The 18,240-nt window shown below is 35.8% G+C and carries 26 protein-coding genes; 2 read left to right on the forward strand and 24 right to left on the reverse strand.

From position 1 onward, the window contains the following. Positions 1 to 71: 71 nt before the first annotated feature. The 8 genes from BUE24_RS05105 to BUE24_RS05140 all read right to left on the reverse strand — a co-directional run bounded on the left by BUE24_RS05105 (position 72) and on the right by BUE24_RS05140 (position 5,569). Complete coding sequence (locus BUE24_RS05105) at positions 72 to 920, reverse strand: helix-turn-helix domain-containing protein (RefSeq protein WP_073314645.1); 849 nt, start codon at positions 918 to 920, stop codon at positions 72 to 74. A gap of 121 nt (positions 921 to 1,041) precedes the next feature. Continuing rightward, positions 1,042 to 1,410 (reverse strand): nuclear transport factor 2 family protein, encoded by a 369-nt coding sequence (locus BUE24_RS05110; protein WP_073314647.1) that lies wholly within the window; start codon positions 1,408 to 1,410, stop codon positions 1,042 to 1,044. A 3-nt stretch (positions 1,411 to 1,413) separates the two neighbouring features. Next, on the reverse strand, positions 1,414 to 1,608 hold the full coding sequence (locus BUE24_RS05115) for a tautomerase family protein (protein ID WP_073314649.1): 195 nt from the start codon (positions 1,606 to 1,608) through the stop codon (positions 1,414 to 1,416). Between the two features lie 18 nt (positions 1,609 to 1,626). After that, entirely contained in the window at positions 1,627 to 2,043 is a 417-nt protein-coding gene (locus BUE24_RS05120) for a DoxX family protein (RefSeq protein WP_073314651.1), read from the reverse strand. A 133-nt stretch (positions 2,044 to 2,176) separates the two neighbouring features. Then, positions 2,177 to 2,740, reverse strand: a complete 564-nt coding sequence (locus BUE24_RS05125) for a Crp/Fnr family transcriptional regulator (protein ID WP_073314653.1) — start codon at positions 2,738 to 2,740, stop codon at positions 2,177 to 2,179. Between the two features lie 38 nt (positions 2,741 to 2,778). After that, complete coding sequence (locus BUE24_RS05130; RefSeq protein ID WP_073314655.1) at positions 2,779 to 3,843, reverse strand: alpha/beta hydrolase family protein; 1,065 nt, start codon at positions 3,841 to 3,843, stop codon at positions 2,779 to 2,781. A gap of 121 nt (positions 3,844 to 3,964) precedes the next feature. Further along, positions 3,965 to 4,876: a hypothetical protein gene (locus BUE24_RS05135; RefSeq protein WP_073314656.1), complete on the reverse strand. Its 912-nt coding sequence runs from the start codon at positions 4,874 to 4,876 to the stop codon at positions 3,965 to 3,967. A 120-nt stretch (positions 4,877 to 4,996) separates the two neighbouring features. Next, positions 4,997 to 5,569, reverse strand: a complete 573-nt coding sequence (locus tag BUE24_RS05140) for a Crp/Fnr family transcriptional regulator (protein WP_073314658.1) — start codon at positions 5,567 to 5,569, stop codon at positions 4,997 to 4,999. Positions 5,570 to 5,648: 79 nt separating this feature from the next. Between BUE24_RS05140 and BUE24_RS05145 the strand changes: the two genes are divergently transcribed. Continuing rightward, positions 5,649 to 6,605: a nucleoside hydrolase gene (locus BUE24_RS05145; RefSeq protein ID WP_073314660.1), complete on the forward strand. Its 957-nt coding sequence runs from the start codon at positions 5,649 to 5,651 to the stop codon at positions 6,603 to 6,605. Positions 6,606 to 6,686: 81 nt separating this feature from the next. On the opposite strand, the gene BUE24_RS05150 is transcribed toward BUE24_RS05145, so the two are convergent. From BUE24_RS05150 to BUE24_RS05225, 16 genes are all read right to left on the reverse strand, one after another. Then, positions 6,687 to 7,460 carry a hypothetical protein gene (locus BUE24_RS05150; RefSeq protein ID WP_139241915.1) on the reverse strand — a complete coding sequence of 258 codons (774 nt, stop codon included), beginning with the start codon at positions 7,458 to 7,460 and terminating at the stop codon, positions 6,687 to 6,689. A 7-nt stretch (positions 7,461 to 7,467) separates the two neighbouring features. Next, positions 7,468 to 8,337 carry an SDR family oxidoreductase gene (locus tag BUE24_RS05155; protein WP_073314665.1) on the reverse strand — a complete coding sequence of 290 codons (870 nt, stop codon included), beginning with the start codon at positions 8,335 to 8,337 and terminating at the stop codon, positions 7,468 to 7,470. Between the two features lie 67 nt (positions 8,338 to 8,404). Continuing rightward, a complete protein-coding gene (locus BUE24_RS05160) occupies positions 8,405 to 9,262 on the reverse strand; it encodes a helix-turn-helix domain-containing protein (protein WP_073314667.1) in 858 nt (285 codons plus the stop codon). Between the two features lie 123 nt (positions 9,263 to 9,385). Further along, on the reverse strand, positions 9,386 to 9,883 hold the full coding sequence (locus tag BUE24_RS05165; protein WP_073314669.1) for a GNAT family N-acetyltransferase: 498 nt from the start codon (positions 9,881 to 9,883) through the stop codon (positions 9,386 to 9,388). Positions 9,884 to 9,916: 33 nt separating this feature from the next. Beyond that, positions 9,917 to 10,264 carry a VOC family protein gene (locus tag BUE24_RS05170; protein WP_073314671.1) on the reverse strand — a complete coding sequence of 116 codons (348 nt, stop codon included), beginning with the start codon at positions 10,262 to 10,264 and terminating at the stop codon, positions 9,917 to 9,919. Positions 10,265 to 10,279: 15 nt separating this feature from the next. Then, a complete protein-coding gene (locus BUE24_RS05175) occupies positions 10,280 to 10,576 on the reverse strand; it encodes a DUF1905 domain-containing protein (protein ID WP_211483307.1) in 297 nt (98 codons plus the stop codon). A gap of 93 nt (positions 10,577 to 10,669) precedes the next feature. After that, complete coding sequence (locus BUE24_RS05180) at positions 10,670 to 11,176, reverse strand: SRPBCC family protein (RefSeq protein ID WP_073314673.1); 507 nt, start codon at positions 11,174 to 11,176, stop codon at positions 10,670 to 10,672. Between the two features lie 18 nt (positions 11,177 to 11,194). After that, a complete protein-coding gene (locus BUE24_RS05185; protein WP_073314675.1) occupies positions 11,195 to 11,551 on the reverse strand; it encodes a SnoaL-like domain-containing protein in 357 nt (118 codons plus the stop codon). An 8-nt stretch (positions 11,552 to 11,559) separates the two neighbouring features. Further along, positions 11,560 to 12,174, reverse strand: coding sequence for an SRPBCC family protein (locus BUE24_RS05190; protein WP_170864559.1), 615 nt, complete (start codon positions 12,172 to 12,174; stop codon positions 11,560 to 11,562). A gap of 53 nt (positions 12,175 to 12,227) precedes the next feature. Next, entirely contained in the window at positions 12,228 to 12,740 is a 513-nt protein-coding gene (locus tag BUE24_RS05195) for an SRPBCC family protein (protein WP_073314679.1), read from the reverse strand. Between the two features lie 125 nt (positions 12,741 to 12,865). Next, on the reverse strand, positions 12,866 to 13,738 hold the full coding sequence (locus BUE24_RS05200; protein ID WP_073314681.1) for an RNA polymerase sigma factor: 873 nt from the start codon (positions 13,736 to 13,738) through the stop codon (positions 12,866 to 12,868). A gap of 123 nt (positions 13,739 to 13,861) precedes the next feature. After that, positions 13,862 to 14,722, reverse strand: coding sequence for a DUF4437 domain-containing protein (locus BUE24_RS05205; RefSeq protein WP_073314683.1), 861 nt, complete (start codon positions 14,720 to 14,722; stop codon positions 13,862 to 13,864). 60 nt (positions 14,723 to 14,782) lie between these two features. Beyond that, on the reverse strand, positions 14,783 to 15,877 hold the full coding sequence (locus tag BUE24_RS05210) for an L-dopachrome tautomerase-related protein (protein ID WP_073314684.1): 1,095 nt from the start codon (positions 15,875 to 15,877) through the stop codon (positions 14,783 to 14,785). A 221-nt stretch (positions 15,878 to 16,098) separates the two neighbouring features. Beyond that, complete coding sequence (locus BUE24_RS05215) at positions 16,099 to 16,569, reverse strand: DinB family protein (RefSeq protein WP_073314686.1); 471 nt, start codon at positions 16,567 to 16,569, stop codon at positions 16,099 to 16,101. 29 nt (positions 16,570 to 16,598) lie between these two features. After that, positions 16,599 to 17,075 carry an OsmC family protein gene (locus tag BUE24_RS05220; protein WP_073314688.1) on the reverse strand — a complete coding sequence of 159 codons (477 nt, stop codon included), beginning with the start codon at positions 17,073 to 17,075 and terminating at the stop codon, positions 16,599 to 16,601. 9 nt (positions 17,076 to 17,084) lie between these two features. Beyond that, complete coding sequence (locus BUE24_RS05225; protein ID WP_073314690.1) at positions 17,085 to 17,483, reverse strand: amino acid-binding ACT domain-containing protein; 399 nt, start codon at positions 17,481 to 17,483, stop codon at positions 17,085 to 17,087. Between the two features lie 69 nt (positions 17,484 to 17,552). Between BUE24_RS05225 and BUE24_RS05230 the strand changes: the two genes are divergently transcribed. Continuing rightward, positions 17,553 to 18,236, forward strand: a complete 684-nt coding sequence (locus tag BUE24_RS05230; protein WP_073314693.1) for an ArsR/SmtB family transcription factor — start codon at positions 17,553 to 17,555, stop codon at positions 18,234 to 18,236. Positions 18,237 to 18,240 lie beyond the last annotated feature (4 nt).

Below are 18,240 nucleotides of genomic sequence, written 5' to 3' on the forward strand. Positions count from 1 at the left end.
TTAAAATTATAGGTACAAATGTATTGACGACCTTTAGAAAAGAGGTGTTTCCTTTAGCTCAAAAAGTAGTGCTAAAAGTTCATTTTTGATTGGTACTGTTTGGGTGTAATTCCGAACTTCACCTTAAATGCATGAATAAAATTAGACAAGTTTTCATAGCCTATTTCTTCAAAAATATCTGAAGGTCTATTGGATTTATTTTTCAGGAGAAATGCAGAATGCTCTAATCGTTGATCCTGAAACCATTTGCTAGGTGAGCTATCAAAGTGTTTTTCAAATTCTCTTTTGAAAGTAGACACGCTCATATTAGACAAAAATGAAAGTTCTTTGATCGTCAATTTATTCAAGCGATTACTCTCAATAGTCTGAATAAATTTTTGGCTCTCATTATCAGTATCATGCAATAGGGCGTACAGAAATGCTATTCCTTTAACTTGAATCAGATACAGCATTATTTCTTCAAATTTAACTTCGAGTATATTCTTTTGAGTATCCTTGGGGAGTTTGGAAACATCAAGAATACTTTCTACAAACCTACTGATAAACCCATCATAGCTAAATGAGTAGGTAGAATGATACTCTAAACTTTTGGGAGTATCGAAGTCATATTTCCGGATAAACTTAAGTACGGATTCATTAGAGAAGAAGAATAATACACTACGATAATAATTTTTGACATTAGACAATTTTTCGGTCATCAAACAATGGCCAGATTTCATCAAAAGAAACTGATGATTATCAATTGCAAAAGATGAATTATCAAAAAATACTTCCTTATTCCCTTCCTGCAGAAAACTAAAAGTATTTTTGGTTAGAACCACCTGTTGTTTTGAGATTTCCTGGGTGCTCTCATAATCGTAAACCTCGATAGCAATCGACGAGTCCTGATACAATTCGTCTGGTAAAGTAATTGTTTTCATTATCGTTTAATTAAAAACAGTCTAATACTTCATAAAAGTACAATTTACTAGGTATTCCATAAAATAATAAGGGCAGTTTGCCCTTATCATTATCTCCAAAACTCGATTTACCTTATGGTTTTTAATTCACATGTGTATATAACTTATTAACGATTTTCCATCCCTCTTTACCTTTATACAGTGATAAATAATCATAATAATTATATTCTAACATTGGCACATGCAATTTTACCATTGCAGTTTTTCCTAAGATATCTACACCTATAATTTTCATTCTCAATGATTCACCCAAATCATTAGGGCTTTGTCTCTTTCCTACTGCTTCGAGATAGACCTCCATATTTTGAATACGATCTATTCCTTCAATATCTCCGTAAAGAATCGCATTCTGATGAAAACAATTTTTTAATTTGACAATATCACCATAAAAGATTCCTTCAAAATAATTGTGGATGAGCTTTTCGATTGCTTTGTGGTTTGAAGTAAACATGAGCTACTTCTTTGTTCCTTCATACTGTCTACCATCATATCCCCAATTGTCTATGGGTACTTCGTCGATAACAATATGAGTAGTTTTTGGGTTTTTCTGAAGTACATCTACCAGTACCTTAGTGGTGCCCTCGATTAATAAGCGCTTTTGTTCTTTGGTAACTTGCTCGTCTGTGATTTTGATATTTACGTATGGCATAATTTTTATTTTTATTGATTAATCCCATTTTGAAGTTGTAGATACTGCATATTTCCCTGCTCCAAGAAAAAATATGGATACTGATCCTAATAAATAAAGTGCCTGAAGCTCTATTCCCCATCCGCCAAACTGATTTAGCGAAAAAATATCTGCTCCATGAGCTAATAAAATGGCTATTAAGAAATTGAAGGCTACCACCAAACTGCTTAGTTTAGCTTTATATCCAATAATCATAAGAATTGGAGCTACTATTTCTCCTACAAAAACTCCGTATGCCAAAAGGCTAGGAATTCCGCATCCATCAAGTACTTCTTTGATAAAGGCATAACCCGAATTCATGTTTGCGATCCCATGAAATAGAATTAGCACTCCGATCGTAATTCGAAGCAATAAAAATCCTTTGTTATTGCTTTCTTCTTTTTGTAATGCATTCATATCTATTTTTTTAGGTTAAAATTATTTATGAAGCAAAGTTGTGAGATATTAGAATGAATGAACAGGACCTAGATCACCTTTTTGAAGTGATCTACATCACATTGTGGAAGAAAATAACCGGAAAAATATTGGATTAAGAATCTAATCTACTTAGGGTCTCTCGGGAAACACCCAAATAGGCCGCAATCATTTTTTTGGGTACTCGTTGAAAAAGTGCCGGGTATTGTTCTAGTAGCATTTCATATTGTTCTTTGGTAGAACTTTTTAATAGTGCCAAAACTCGATTCTGAAGAGCAATACGTCCCATTTTACTTTTTTTTGCCCAAAAACGTTCCATTTTATGCATCTCGGCGGTAAGTTTCTCTCTATTTTCATAAGTAATGTAGAGTAGTTCGCTATCTTCAATACAATCGATATATGTTTTGGATTTTACTCGTTTCACAAAGGATTCGTAATCAGTAATCCACCAATTTTCCATACCAAACTGTAAGATATGCTCTTTCCCCTGATCATCTACAAAATAGCTTTTTAAACACCCTTTGATAATCCAATATTCTTTATCTACATAGTCTCCTTCCTGCACAATATATTGATGCTTTTTCTTTATGGTGGGAGTAAAATGACTGAGTACAAAATCAAATTCCTCATCAGTAAGGGTAATAATTTCTTCAATATGTTGCCTAAGAGGATGTTTCATAAGAAGTTATTTCTACAAAAAGATAACACGGGACGATCCTATTTCGTTTTTTTCTGAATCCATTTGAGCATAATCTCCATAGCCTTTGGAGAGAATGTTTGTTCAATAGATGCATATTCATTTGGCAAACCCGTTTCGCTCTCCTGAAATAAATGATTTAAATTATCTAATACCATGGTTTCCACATCTACATTACCGCCTTCTTTAAGATTCTTTTCGATACTTTCGAGGTTTTCTGTTGCTGGCACTTGTAGATCATTACTACCATTAAGTGCAAGTACTGGGCATTTGGTTTTACTAAGCGCTATTGCAGGGTCAAATTTGATAAAATCTACCAACCAAGGAATTGCTAATTGTTCTGAAAGTAAATTGAGCTGATTTTCTGGTAGCGCCGCTCCAAAAACTTTGGTAAAATAGCTTTTTAAATCCACCTCCAGTTGTGTTCTATCTGATGATACCAAAATGATGTCATAGGCGCCTTTCATGTTTTGTTGCCCAAGCGTAATCATAGATTCCGGAACCAACATCTTTCTTTCAATTTTTTCTTTTTGCAATAACATTAATTGATCTCCACGCAAAGCAGAACCAGAAAGTAAAAGGACAAAAGAAACATCGTTTGATTGACTGGCAACCATGGGAGCGATCACACCTCCTAAACTATGCCCTATCAAACCAATCTTATCTGTATCAATTTCTTTTCGAGACTTCAAATATGCAATTGCACTTTGAGTATCCCTGGCAAATCCTTCTAAACCTGTATCATTATGACTTCCTTCAGATTTTCCGGCACCTCGATCATCTACTCTTAATACAGCAATGCCGTTCTTTGTTAAATAATCAGCGATAACCAGAAAAGGTTTATGATTCATCAATTCTGAATCCCTATTTTGAGCCCCACTCCCACTGATTAAAATTACCGAAGCAAAATCAGAACCCGTTTTCGGATATGTAAATGTACCTGCAAGAGCAATACTATCCGTTTCGTTCTTAAAAACTACTTCTTCGACATGATAATCAAATGGTTCTTTAGGTTCTTGTGGTCTATTTTGTCCGTATATACATGATACTGTAATGAAAAGAAAAAACGAAAGAGTTTTATTCATAGGGTTAGTCGTTTCTTAAGGATATGAAATTATGTAGGCAACTTTTACTTCCAATCTCGTATTGATGAATTATTGCCATGAGTAAAGGTAGGCAATACGGATGAATTCTTAAACATCCTTACTACCAGTCATGCATTATTTTCAGGAAATAAGGATCTACTTCGGTAGACAATCTATTTCCGAAATCCTCTTCGCTCATTTTTCCTTTCCAGGAATCATCATATTTGATCAAAAAATCATTTAAAGGTTTTAAAATATCATTCCCTAAAGAGTCAATTAATTGTTTTGCTGTTTGTGTAAATCTCATTTGATACTGTCCATAATTTGCAGGATTCATTTCATAGTAATGCCTATCAAAATCCAATAGACTTGTATAGGACAAATCTGGTGGAGGATTCTTTAAACTAAAATCTACCAACTCCATAACATACTTCAGTTCTTTTGGTTTTTTGGTCTTATAAAAAGCATATAAACCCATATTAGCATGTATTTCTTCTAGCCATCTACTCATAGAATAGTTTTCCTGATTTTCAGGATCCTGAAAACTATGCGTTAATTCGTGTATTACTAACTTATCAAAGAAAAGACGCATGTCTAGTTGGCCATTAGCATTGGTATAGGTACTTACCAAATCCTGTGTCATATCCTTGGGGAAACTTTGAATCATTTCTTGGTATCCAGAAGCCATATGATTTTGTCCCGCCCCAACAATAAGGTTGCCTCGATAATACTCTGGCATCCCCACTACAGGAGAGTATGCGTTTCTAGTCCAATCTTGAGGAGCAACCACCAGCACGCAAAAATTATCTTTAGGTCCCATTATTTCAGATAAGAACTGATAGGCTTCATTTACCAAAATGGACTGTTTTTCGGCATGATTTATTTCTCCTTCGCTATATAAAGTTTGAAATACATAGTTGGTTTCCAATTGCATAAGCCCTTCATGCTTAGCAATGTCCAAAACCGGTTGCTGCTTAGATTTACCACATGAGATGAATGTAAAAACGAACAAGAGAAGATAGGCTGATTTCATAACTATGAATTCTAGATGATATTGAAATAGGCCTGTATTTGGTAGAAGAGCACTCTAAGATAACAAAAATCCACATAACACACTCAATAACAAACTCTTGCCCTCTGCCACGACATACTTTTAAAGGTTGTTTTCAGTGTTATTTTTTAATGCTCTGTTTAAACTTCGAATCGTAATCCCGAGGTAATCGGCTATATCTTGTTTCGAAACATTTAATTGTTGGTTGGCTATCAAAGCCATAAACTTTTTCAAATTATAGTCAATAGGGTGTAATTGTTGTTGAGAAGCTCTCATCGCGGTGTTACGCAATTTCACAGCTATTGCTCTTATTACAATTTGATTTAAGGCATGATGCTCATCCAACAATTTGTAGAAGTCACTTTTATACACTTTGAAAGCAGTAATCTCTGTTATAGCCTGTACATTACTAAAACTTAACGTATCTGTAAATACTTCAATTTCACCCAGTATTTCTCCCTCGCCTACAAATTCCTGGATAAAATCTCTACCATTATCCTCATTTACAAAGCACTTGGCAATCCCTCTTTCAATGATAAAAATAGTATTACCTTTTTTGTGCTGATGAATTAAGAAATCTCCAGGATAAAAAACTTCTTTGTGTATGCAATCCACAGTGTTCGAAGTTTTTAAATCCTTGAAATAGTCTACTAACTCTTTATTAATTCTAATCATGACATAGCCGGGACAAATGTCCTTTTAATTCTCGATACAGCATGCTTACTTTGCTTCTCGTTAAAGGTACACAACTACAATGAAAAAAATAATTATTGATACAGATCCTGGTATAGACGACGGAATGGCGATACAGTTAGCCTTGCATAGTCCGGAATTAGACATATTAGGTTTAACCACCATTTTTGGAAACGCATCGGTTAACATAACTACGGATAATGCCATGCGACTTTTAGAAATTGCAGATCGAACCAATATTCCTGTTTGTAAAGGTACTGACAAACCTCTTAAAAGACCATTTGCTGGAGGTGTCCCTCAAGTACATGGAGAAGATGGTAAAGGAAACATCGAACACCCTGAAAGTAAATTAAAACCAGATCCAAGATCGGCTCACGAGTTTATGGCAGAACAGATCAAATCCCATCCGGGTCGAGTTACTATTCTTGCCATTGGTCCGCTAACGAACCTTGCACTATTGCTACAAGAATACCCAGGGATTGAAGAACTAGTAGAAGAAATTGTTATTATGGGAGGTAATGCTTTTTGTCCAGGAAATGCTACTCCTGCAGCAGAAGCAAACATCCTTTCTGATCCAGAGGCGGCGGATATTGTTTTGGGAGCTAACTGGAAAGTGCATATGATAGGGTTAGATGTTACTCACAAAGTTTTGATGACCAGCGAGCAACTTGATCGAATTGCCAATACCGAAAGTCCTTTGAACCAGTATGTCTCTACTACCTTTCATTTTTATAGAGACTTCTTTAAAAAAGTAGATCAAATTGATGGTATATATGTTCATGATTCTACTGCAGTGGTATATGTTTTGAAAAGAGCACTTTTTGAAACCAAAGATTTCCCTGTAAAAGTGGAAACTACTAATTCTATTAGTCTTGGTAAAACATGGCCTTCGATGGGTGAATCGGATCATGAGGATGGAAATGAACTCTTACCCTGGAAAAATCGCCCTAAAGTAACTATCTCTGTAGATGTGGATGCCAATACTGTTTTACAGCTTATTGAGGAGCGACTCCATTAAATCTAGTAATAAAAAAAGCAGAAAAGAATATGCTAGATTCTTTTCTGCTTTTTTCAACGTACAACTACAAATTCCTTGTGGTTATAAAGAAGCTTCACCTATAAAGAAATATAAATTCTGAAGGGCTTCATCTCTTTTAGGAAATAGTGCCTGCATTCTTTCATCAGTTCCCATTTGTTGTAATCCATCCATGGAGTCAAAGTAAAATCGGTGGATCTCATCTGGCATTTCTACACTTCCTTTGGATTGAAAAGGCGCTATAAAACGTTCGAAATGGGTTCCAAATTCTGGCATGATTTTACAAACATCATCGTGATACTCTTCAAACTGCTTTACATAACGTTCACCCTCCTTAAAATAGATCAAAGCAACACCATAGGTTTTGGTATGATCACCGGTTTCTCTTTCAAATTTAAAATTGGTATTCTTACTGGTAAAAATAGAAATGTCCTTTATTGCAGGCATTGCATATTCATTTCGAATTTTTATAAATTCTGGATCTTCATTAAATTTATTGAATACCTCAATACTTGGATAGGTCGCAAAATGAATCTCATCGGGCAATGCTATTTCTCCTTTTGCCAACATTTTGGGCGCAATAATACGTTCTATTTTTCCTCCATATTTTTCTAATATGGTTCCTCCTTTTTGTTTATACTCTTCAAAACGTGCTTCTTCTCCTTCTTTAAGATATACCAAAGCTACATTTACTATTTCTTCATTTTTAACTATCATTGGGTCTACTGTTTGTACATTAGTATTAGCCTGTTCTAGCTCTTGTGTGGTAGACGTTTTACATGAGATCATCAAAAAACATATAAAAGCTACACCTACCTGTTTTATCATCGTTTTCATTTGTTGTCTAGATTAAATGCTCCATTTGTAATGTTTCCTTAATCAAGCTTTCCTGAATTGGACCCGTTTTGGTATTCAGCTCGTTCGTATTGTAATCTATGCCAACCGCTTCTCGTATAGGCCGGGTTCCTTTTTCCATCTGAATCACATTTAAAATAGCATCCGCGATCTCTTCAGAATTTGGAGCATCTTCACTTTTAAAAAACTCTCCAAAATTTTGAAGCATCGCTGCCGGAACGTCGCGCATTTCTCCATAGCTTTTCAGCACCTCATCATCATCTTCTTTAGGGCCACTATACAATAACCCAGAAGGATAAGGTCCTGGTTCAATAATCGTTACATCAACGTTTAATGGTTTTAATTCATATTTCAATGATTCTGAATAGGCTTCCAGAGCGAACTTACTAGCGCAATACACACCAAAATATGGGAATACTAATCTCCCGGCCAATGATGAAATGTTTATAATCAATCCGTCTGAAGATTTTTTAAGCAAAGGAAGGAAAGCTTTTGATGTTCGGATTACTCCAAAGAAGTTAGTATTAAACTGCTCTTCTACTTGTTGTAAACTATACGCCTCGGTAATACCTACGTACATTACTCCGGCATTGTTTACCAAAACATCTATCCCACCATCTTCTTTGGTAATTTGTTCTACTACCGCATTTACAGAGGCATCACTAGTCACATCCAAATCTGCTACTGTAATAGCAATATTTTCACTTTTTGCGATATATGCTAATGCTTCCTTTTTTTCTTTGTTTTTGCCACTTGAGTCGCGCATCGTAGCCCAAACTTTATACCCATTTCGAGCTAAGGTAAGTGCTGTTAAATAACCAAACCCGTTACTTGCTCCCGTAATCAATACATTTTTCATTAGTAATTTATTTTTCGATTAATAATGAAACAAAGATCGAAACCGGAGAGGTGGAATCGTTTTACGATTAGTTCAATGATTTGCCCAAATAGGTCAATTTATATGTCGTAGGAGAAGTTCCATATCGAAGCTTAAAGGTTTTAGAAAAATGAGAAACGCTTGTAAAACCACATTCGTAGGCAATATCGGTGGTTCTTAGATCTGTAGAAATCAGCAGCTCTTTGGATTTTTCTAGTTTTTTATCTCTTAAATAGGTTGCTGGTGAAGTATTGTATATCCTTTTGAATTCCCTTTTGAATGTTGATAAACTTTGATTATTTAATATCGCTAGTTCCTCTAAAGTAATATTAGAATAGTGGTGAGCTTGTATAATTTCTCTAAAGGAATAGGTATTGGGTTCAAATAAATTTGAAAGGATGGATTGTATATCGGGTGCATTTTGTGTTTGATTTAATAACAATACAATTTCCTTCAATTTTAAAATTAAAATTTCTTCGTTGACCAAAGTCGGGTTTTCAAAATAAAACAAAATACCTTCGATATATTTTCGAATTAAAATGTCACTTTTAAGTTTGGACATCCCTGTATCCAAAGCCATCTTTTTTGTGAGAAACTCTGGTAGTTTATTTTCGTAGATCTTCAATAAGATTTCAGGATAAAAATGCACCGCCAATGCTTGATAAGTATCAGATTCTCCCGAGGGTAACATATTACAGGTATAATTCCCACATTTCATCAACAGGGATTCTTCTGCCTCGATGGTGACACGTTGTGTTTCCGAAATGGAATTATATTCTCCTTGCAAAATATACAGGAAACAAGCCTCGTTGGGCATCAAAGTAGGCTTTTTGTAAGGAGGTTTCAGAATAATGGTCTCAAAAAGCAATTTACCAAATAAGTCTATGGTTTTATAATCCTGTATCATCCTTCATTTTCTATCAAAAATACATGTTATCCCTGTATTTTTCTTTTAAAATTAGTCCAAGCATTTGTCAATTCGGGTCAAACCAGGTTAAAATGTTCATTGATCTAAAAATCAAACACTAAGTCAACTCTCCTGATATGTTTTCCTTCTTAATTCAAAAACGAAACAGCTAGTGGCATCAAAATCTCGCTCTTCAACAAATTCGAAACCGAGTCTTTTGTAAAAGCGATGTGCTTTGGTATTTGTTTTCAAAGGGTCGATTAGTATTCCATCTACGTCTGGCACTGCAAAACATCTTTGTATGGCAAGTTTCATCATTTGAGTACCATATCCTTTATTAAGATCTGTTTCTTCTCCTATCCAAATATCGATGGCCCTTTTATTGGGCGCAACCTTTCCCCAATACTGAGTTTCTTCTAGATATGGATCAATGATTTGAATAAACCCTATTGGTCTACCTTCTAATTCGGCAACGAGCTGTTCTCTCCAAACAGGAGTATATTGTAATTCGGTTTCCCAATTCCAATCCTCATCGGGATCACAATCGATTACATGTTGCTTGGTGTCCCAATATTGCAATAGTTCGAGATCATGTATTGTAGCGGCACGAAGTGAAATCATGATAAAAACAATAGTCGAGTTTTCTTTTTTTTACTATTGATCAGACCAAATGGCCAATTCATTTCCTGCTGGATCCAAAAAGTGAAATCTGCGCCCTCCAGGAAACGAAAAAATTTCTTGCGCAAGTTTTCCTCCGGACTGCAATACGGTTTCTTGTATTTCTTCCAAATTTGCGTGATACAATACCACCAAAACACCATTAACTATAGGGTCATCCGATTTTTCAAAGCCGCCTTCCAGTCCACTATCTGCAAATGCAGTATAACCTGGCCCATAGTCTGTAAACTTCCATCCAAAGGCTTTTATGTAAAAGGCTTTTACAGCTTCCAGGTCTTTTGCTTTAAACTCTATGTAATTGATATGATTATCTTGTTGCTTCATTGTTGAAAGGTATGCTTATAATAAAATATGTACTTTGATCTCTTCATCGATCTGGATATAAGTCTTTTTCCTAATTGCAGCTTTTACCGGTAGGATGTAGCTCTCATTCTTCGTATCATACCAAATAGCAGTATCCCATTGGATCTCCTTAATAATAGCAGAAGCTTTCATCCTTCCCCAACCTTCTTCCTGCCACTGTAGATGTTCTCTAATTTCTTTTGACATTTCTTTGGGAACAGAAACAAAAAACCATCCTCCTGGAACATCGTGCTTCCATAATTTGGCTGAAAAAGTATATTCAATTTTTGGCATCCGTTTTTTGCTATTGAACTATAAAAATATTAAAAAAAGCATAGGCCTTTACGCCTATGCTTTATTAGTTATCACCAATGTATGGATTACAGATTATTTGATGAATCCTACCATATTTTCTACCATTTCGGTTACAGCTCTTTGTAAAAAGGCTCTAAATTGAATCTCGGTCATATTCGGGTTTTTCAGGAATTCATAATTAGACGTCCATACAATCATCGATTTATTTAATCCCATATCTACGACCCGAAAACTATTCTCTACCTTCTTTGCCGGAACTCCTTCTACCACTTGCCACGTATAGGTTCGGTCACTATCATCAAACTTCATGATTTTTTCTTTAAACTTTCCCTTTCCATCGGGTGCAGTACACACTCTGGTCCCACCTATTCCTTTTGGGCCTATCCATTCTACCTTACCTACAAAAGAGGATATCTTATCAATATTATCCATTTTTCGTATTTGCTCCCAGACCTTATCTGCAGAAAAATCTACATGTGATACATAACTCAAATCTGATTTGTGATTTTGTGCTTGTACCTGAAACGTTCCTACTACAGTAACTATTATTATTACAACTTGTTTAATCTTTTTTTTCATTTTGTTATGTGTATATTGTTAATAAAAGAATTGTTCAAGAATGATTTTACCTTCTTCAACTTGATAAATAATAAGTTCATCAAGCGCCCTTTCATCTCCATTTTTGAGCGTTAAAGAAATTTTATACGGAATAGCGATGAAGTTCTTGCTGGTCACATAATCTCCAATTTCTAAGGACGTTACTTCCTCAATATTTCCGGTCATAACTGTATCCTTTTCTTTGATAGCTTTTACTCCTACTAATTCTGGAAAATGAAGAGATTGTGGTTCGATGTGTTTTACCTTCTCTTGATGAAAAAGGGTGTTATAAATGTCTTCGAACTTCCCTTCTTCCAGCAGTGTTTTTAGCTCTTTGGCTATAGCTTCGGTTGTCATATTATACGTTATTTTAATACAGTATAGTTATAAGTATTTTTAATGTCTTTGAATTTGTTGTTAGAAGCATTTACTACTTCTCCAGTTTCTACATAATGTTTTAATCCCACTAATGTCTCGCCCAATAACTTTTTGAATTTACCTTTGGCCAATCCAGCCATAAAAGCGGGTTTGGTTCTAAACTGAAACTTATAGCCTGCTGTTGCAGTCCCATCTCCATTATCTTTTACATAGTAAATGGCCTGAGAATTGTTTTTGTCCAAAGGAAATTTAGCTGCATCTTTAATGATATTGATCATACGCATATTTTGCGCATCAATGTCAAGAATAGTCTCGTGTGCCCATCTCTTTTTATTTTCACTGAAATAACACTTTCTTTCTGCTCCAACTTCTCCTTTTAAGGAACCACTTTCATAATGAGAAGAATAGATAAAGGGAGAAAAGTTTCCCACTTTGCCATAGTCCAATACCATGGTTTCCCAAACTTTTTCTGCTGAAGCGTTTATTACAATTTCGGTATTAAGGGTTTTGAACTTTTTTGTCATCCGTTCTTGCCCCAGGATCGAATGACTTGCTAAACCAAAAGCCAAAACAATCATTACTGTACGCATTACATTTTTCATATGTTCTAAGATTTTTAAAGATTTATTGTTTGGATACATCAATTCAAGTGGTGTTACAAAACTGAAGCTACCTTCTTTGATAATTTTTGTAATTCTTTTGTTTTATGAGGGCTAGGTTGTCCTGTTTCTACAAAGTGTTTTAAGTCATTGGGAATACTTGCAATCTGTTTGGCTAATTGTATTTTCATCATAGGAGCCATTATGCGTCCAATAAAACCTTTGGTAGTCACTATCAGATGCATATTTACTCTGGTCTTATCGCTTCCTATTTCGTTCAACTGCCAATTATTAATCGCGGTGTCAACAAAAAATGGAAAACCTTCAATGACTTCGTACTCTAACTCGTATTTCTGCGGATCAAAAGTTCGTATTACCTCTTTGACCTTTCCTGATGGTAATTCGCAAGCTCTGTTATTAGATGGAGCTTCGATGATAGTTGGTGCACCATACCCTCTGGAATGATTGAGTCCTGAAGCCCATTTGTAGGCATCCCCAAATTGATTCCCCAAGATATCCCACACGGTTGCAATCTTCCGGTTAATAATAATTTCTTTCTTAAATTCCATATCGATAAAAATTAAATGAATTAATGATTTATCATTTGGATACGAGAAAGTTAGAGGTGTTACAAAATCAAAAAAGGCTACTTTTCGTTGAAGTAGCCTTTGATATACAATCGAAAAAAGGGGGATTACAGACGGAAATAGTCAGTAAGCTTGTCATTATTAATCAACTCATTTACAATGGTATCTTTGTCAAAATCGTCTTTTACCGGATGTTCTTGAAACAGTTTTGTATACGTATCGGTAAAATCATCTAATGCAGCAGCATGATTTTGCTCTACAAAGTCTTTTACTTTGGTCTGCGTTTTGATATTAAATACCATCTTTTCTTCGTCCAAGACTCCCATTTGTTTTAAGGTCTTTGCCTTTTTGGGACAACGACAAGGATTGTTTGTATTGACCAAACCACATTTGTTATTCATATAATTAAACAGGTCCTTACGAGCTCTATGCAATTTGATTCTAAAATTTTGTGCACTGATATTGAATATTTCTGCACCCAAATTATGATCAATTCCAAAACTTGCACCCAAAATAAAAATAAGACGCTGTTCCCTATTCAAACACATAATCATCCCACTCATACATTGAATTTGCATTTCTTTAGAAAGCTCTTGATAGGCAATATCTTCCTCGATAGTCAATTCGGCATTGGGTACCTGATCCAGACGTTCGGCATAATCAGTAAAGTCCGAAAATTTCTCTTCTCCTTTTCTACGCTTGGTCTGCAAAAATTCATTAACCACAATTCGATACAACCAGGTACGAAATTTACTTTTGAAACCAAACTGCGCTAATTTGGTTATCACTTTTATTAATACCTCTTGTGTAAGATCCTGAGCATCGTTTGGATCATGACATAATTTCCAGGCCAGGTTGTAAATAAAAGGTTGGTGATATCCGATAAGATCGTTGAGCGCTTTTCGATCACCTTGGATAGCTTGTTTTACTAATTCTTGTTGTTCACTATCAGAATACGTTTTACTAAATGGAAAATTCATAATTAAACCGTTTTATCATTCTGATGCAGAATCTGTACAAGTGTTACAACTTTATAGAGTTTTACGCATTCAATATTACGAAATACCTATTACTTTTATCATTTTTCACCTATTCGAAAGGCTTTAGTATTTTACTTTAATATCACCATTAGTTCTAATATACAATATACTATCGTCATTAGTTTCGTTGACTACTCTATGAATTGCCTCATCTGTAGCTGTAAAATAGCTACCTGGGTCTAAGATTTTTACATCTCGGTTTTGAGGCAAAGTGTAATGCAACTCTCCTTGTACAAGAATCGCATGAAAAATTTCTCCATCACTAACAATTTCACCAGTAAATTGTTTCGGTAGTTTTACAAAAAAGCCTTGTAGACCATCATTATTATTACTTTTCCATAGAAAACTTATCTGGGCATTACTTTCTACACTAATCCAATTGGTAGCTTCGCTAGTTACCCAAACTACGTTTGAGGCATCTATGTTAACAGGACGTTCCCCATTTTCAAAAGCTTTATCAATGGGTTTTACCAAATATGGTCCGCTATCAATTTCTACATAAGCTATATTTTCTTTTCCTTTTGCAGAAGTGATATGTGATTCTCCGGCTGGTTGTGTCCAAAAAGAACCTTGTGGCATCCACATAGCCGCAGCATTCGGATCATCATTATGGATCAACCCCTTGATTACAACAGCCCGGTAGGTAACATTATGAATGTGCGGAGGTGAAGAGAAACCATCTACAAATTTTGCCAAAAAACCAGTAGCCACAGTATCTTTTCTATCGCCCCAAACTGTTCCCGCTAGTGGGCTTTTATCTCCTCTAGCCGGATTTAATTTTTGCCATTCAATTTCAGAACTTAACACCACTTTATTTGTAGATATTACCTTTTTAGGATTGGACACTTTTTGCACAGGTTTTTTTTCCTCGGTACAAGAAATTGCTATACTAACTGCAATAACTACGTATAAGATCTTCTTCATTGTATCCTGATTATATTGTTTACTGAATATACCCAACACGAATGGGATTCCAGATATGTGTTATAACTTTACTTTTTTGATAAAATAAGGAGGCTTTCCTAAATCTTCTGCTCCGGTAAATGCTGGTGCTTTGTGCAATTGGTTTACTACCACATATAACCATCCATCATTACCCACTGCTACATTGTCTGGCCAATCGATAGACTTATCTCTTATCACAGGTTGTAATTCTCCCGATGCATTCAATACATCTAAACCATACTCCTGAAGGTTGGTAAAGTAATGATTGCCATTTCTATCCGTAGCAACACCGTCTGAAATCGGCTTTGCTCCTACTACCTGTATCGCCTTAGCTATCTCGCTGTCTTCTTTTCCTTCTCTAAATACACTTGCTGGCACACTATACCATTTCGTTCCATTCATAGCTCCAAAGAACAAGGTACTTCTATCATAACTTAAGGTAATTGGATTTACTGCTACTCGTGCCGGAGCACCTCCAAAATGGATCACTTTACCATCGATGACCATATCGATGTCCTCGGCCTCAACTACCTTGTCTGCGAATCTTCGTACCGTTTTGTTATTGATATCAACTGCTAAGATTCCTGGATTTGCAATATCAGCAAGATAGACCCAACCATTTTTCTCATCTACCGCCAAGTCTTGAATAAAACTTCCTTTGGGTGCTACATCCTGGGGAAACTCGAATCGAAACACCTCTTTTTTGGTACCAATATCAAAACCAAACAAACGAGTTTTTCCTAGATTTTGTCCCATATCAATGATCCATAGCACATTGTTTTTGGCAACACGTATTCCCAATGGAGTATCGAGTTTATCATCACTTGCAGTAGCTCCATTCTTTTGGTAATCGGTGCTTGGAAAAGGTTCTACATTACCATTTTTTACCTCTACCAACTGAAAGTTAGAAGCATCCAAAGGATGCATCGTAGCAAACACACGCCCGTCTTTGGATACCGCAACATTACCCGGACGGGTATCAAACTCAGCAACATTTTGCAGTACCTTTTCTTCTTCTTTCTCCTCAGTAACTTCAGTAGCATTCGTGTTTTCCTCTTTCTTTTCTGGAGATTTACACATGGTACAAACACTTAAAATCACAGTAAAGGCAAATGCCATAGTTATTTTTTTCATAGTAAGCAGTTTTATGATTTGTTGACTATTTATTGAATTCGATTCTTAGCATGACAAACAAATCTTGTTAATCTATTCTCATCCTATAATTCCTATGCATGCAAAGGTACATAGGGGTTGCTTACCATACAATACCGGTCAAAAAGGATAGTCTTAGTTTTTAGGTTAAACCTTCGTTAAAATTCACTTCACAATGAATGACAGCAACTTCTCTATGTCCATTAATCCCATATCAAAGGTCTCTCTATCCCAATGGTTCTGAGATAGTCCAGCATTTGCCCAGTATGCACAGCTTCATGATATGCCATACGATTTAAGTAATCTCCCAAGGTTTTGCTTTGTCCTACTTCCGTTCTCTCTATGCGTATACTATTGAGACTTGAAGGATCCATATCTTGTATCATCTTTAAAAAGGATGTTCGATACGGTTTGCAAAACTCAAGTTCGTATTGGAGGTTCGAGTAGGGTAGTTCCTGCCATGGAGATGGATAATCGCCAAGGTTTCCTCTATTTTTAATAATGGTATGAAAGAGATGTTCTGTTTCCAAAACATGTCTGACCATTTCGAGGCATGTAAATGCTTTTTGATCTGGTTTCCAATTGAGATATTCATAGGGGATACCCTCCCAGAGTTTGATACTTCGTCTTCTGATTTCAGAAAAATTTAATAGGATGACTTCAATAGCGTTCATTTCACATTTGTTATTGGTTATTGATATTTCTAGCCTTCCTCAGAAAAACATTGAGGATGATGTGTCACTTTAAAATTCATAGAATTTGCGATAAAACAATATGCATTGGCTTTTTCATGTATTTCTATTGCTTTTTCTATCATTTTATCTTCTGTTACGGTTACTACCGGATGTAAACTTACTTCGGAAAAATATCCACTTCCATCCTGCTTTTCGATCATTATACCTTTTGCCTGATCTTTATAACTGGTCACTACAACTTTTGCGGTAGCGCACAAATGCAAATACCAAAGCATATGACAGGAAGATAAGGACGCCAGCAATAACTCCTCTGGATTATGTTTGGTAGGATCTCCTCGAAATGAAGGATCCGAAGATCCCAAAATTTCCGGTTTGTTGATAACCGTAATGCTATGGCTACGCTCAAAAGTGCTATACGCTGCGGTACCTTTTCCTGTATTGCCTGTCCAGGTTATGGTAGCCTGGTATTGATGTTCTTTTTTCATATTATTTATTTAATTACTCCACCATTTTTTCATCCAAGTATTGGATATTACTTTTGCCTTATCATAATCATCTACAACTACGATCAACTGATTGTCGTGATCACTGTATTGCGTGATAATATTGACATGGGCCTCGGCTAATGCTCTGCAAAACATTCCTAATTGACCAGGTACGTCCTGTCTAAGTTTTTGAATCAACACCTCATTAATTTGGGTAACCTTTATCCCTTCTTGCTCTAACACAATTTTGGCTTTATCGGCTTCGGCGACCAAAAAATGAGCAATAGCATGTGTGCCATTATAAAAAACGCCTCCGCCCTCGAGACTAATATTGTTCTTTCCTAAAGTTTCGCCCATTAAAGCCAATTGCCCGGGCTTGTTTTCGAATATAATTTCTATGTCTTTCATTTTATGTGGTTTTAATTTATGACGAAGTAAATTCAATTATTACATTTACATTTCATTTGACAGTGAACTATGGAAGAAACTAATTTTGTCTCGGTGACCTCTTTGCTTTGTGAGCCTTCCAGGGCAAAAATTCTATGGAATTTATTGGATGGAAGAGCCTACACCGCAGGAGAATTAGCACTTGCTGCTGATTTATCAACTACTTCGGTAAGTAACCACTTATCCAAACTACTCAAAGGCAACCTACTAAAAGTAGATGTGCAGGGTAGACATCGATACTACTCTTTTGCTTCTAGTGAAGTTGCCTATGCTGTAGAATCTATGGCCTATTTGGCGAATAAAAAATTACCAAATACAGAAAATCAGCGTACTCAAAAAATTGGGGTCAAATATTGCCGAACCTGCTATGATCATATGGCGGGGTACCTAGGCGTAACCATAACCGAAGCCATGGAAAAGAAGGGATACCTTCAAAAAAGTGAAAACCATTATCTAGTTACCCAAAAGGGATGGACATGGTTTTCTCAACTTGGTATTTCTCAAGATGATTTTTCAAAAAGCCGTCGCCCCCTGACCCGTCAATGTCTGGACTGGTCCGAACGTCGCCCCCACCTGGCTGGGCACTTGGGCGCCATATTATTAAACAAAATGTTGGAACAACACTGGTTTAAAAAAGTAGAATTCTCCAGAGAGCTTGTAGTTACTTCCAAAGGAAATCAATCTTTATACGATCATTTGGGAATCAAACTTTAAACCC

The sequence above is a fragment of the Aquimarina spongiae genome (assembly GCF_900141785.1).
GTDB lineage: Bacteria > Bacteroidota > Bacteroidia > Flavobacteriales > Flavobacteriaceae > Aquimarina > Aquimarina spongiae.